The 1,292-nt window shown below is 51.2% G+C and carries 1 protein-coding gene and 1 pseudogene; both read right to left on the bottom strand.

The window, feature by feature from the left end:
* A pseudogene (locus CPT76_RS37595) lies at nucleotides 1-513 on the bottom strand (cache domain-containing protein); the annotation flags it as partial.
* A 29-nt stretch (nucleotides 514-542) separates the two neighbouring features.
* Nucleotides 543-1,292 (bottom strand): carbohydrate ABC transporter permease (locus tag CPT76_RS18935; protein ID WP_105443929.1); only part of this gene is annotated, 750 nt, incomplete at its 5' end.

Below are 1,292 nucleotides of genomic sequence, written 5' to 3'. Positions count from 1 at the left end.
GCGGCCTTCCAGGATCGGACGGGCTCCGCCCGCCTCGCTTAAGAGCTTCTTCCAGCCGGGAAGCTGATTTTCGGCCGACAAATCGTTGATGTTCCCGTTCTTGTCATAAAAAATGTTATCGTACCGGTCAACGAGGTAGACGGCCACGACGTCTTTTTTGGTATGGCTCAGATAGCTGAGAAACATGCCCAAGCTCTCGTTCTTGTACCAGTCGGTGTGTTCCTGTCCGAGATAGTACTGCACGTCCTTGTTATACAGGGGAAGCGCTGTGTAGCGTTTCAGGTCGTCCACGTACCGGTCGATCGTATCGGAGGCGTTGTCGGCCATCTGTCCCGCGTTGTTGGTGGCGTTCTGCAGCACGGAATTGAACGTGGACCTTGCCGACAGGTAGCTGACATAAGTGATGGGCAGCGATAACAGAAAGACAAATACGAGAATCAGCTTTTTCTCCAATGACAGATTGGCCAGAAAGAGCCATCCCCTGCGTATGATGCGGCCGATTGCAGTACTCATAACCGATAGTCCACTCCCTGATGCTTGTCTTATTTAACCGCTCCGCTGGTTACTCCTTCAAAGATATAACGCTGCAGGAAAAAGTACAATATGACCGTAGGCAAAAGGATGACCAGAATCGCGGCGCAGATGAGGTTCCAATCGGCCGTGTTGACGCCCTGGAACCGCATCAATACAGTGGTGACGACGCCGAGGCTCTGCTTTGGCATGTATAAATAGGGGATGTACATATCGTTATAAATGCTGATCGTTTTCAGAATAATGAGCGTCGCCGTGGCTGGCGTCAGCAGCGGGAAAATGATCGAACGGTAAATTTTGAACAGGGATGCGCCTTCCACCATGGCGCTTTCGTCCAGGTCATAAGGGATGTTGCGGATGAACTGCAGGTATAGAATGATCTGGATAACGTCGGCTCCGATGTACAGGACGATCGGGGCACCCATCGTGTTGTAAAGCCCGAGGCTTTTGATAATCCCGAATGTGGCAACCTGCGTCGTGATGCTTGGGATGATGGTAGCGACAAGATAAGCTCCGAACACGATCGGTTTCAGTTTAAAATCGAACCGGCCCAGGACATAGGCGACCATCGTGCCGAACAAAATGTTCAGCGCGAGCGAGACGACGATAATGATCAGAATGTTGCCGAACCCGCTGAGCAGGCCGCCGCGCTCGAACACGACCTTGAAGTTTTCGAAATTCAAAAAGTTATGGGGCAGCGACATCGAGCTGCTGCTGTTAAATTCATCCCTTGATTTGAATGCGTTGATGATGACGACATA

Origin of the sequence: Paenibacillus sp. AR247 (genome assembly GCF_002968895.1) — a bacterium.
Lineage (GTDB): Bacteria > Bacillota > Bacilli > Paenibacillales > Paenibacillaceae > Paenibacillus_AQ > Paenibacillus_AQ favisporus.
The sequence above is the reverse complement of the archived record's forward strand: the minus strand, read 5'-3'. Positions and strand labels throughout refer to the sequence as shown.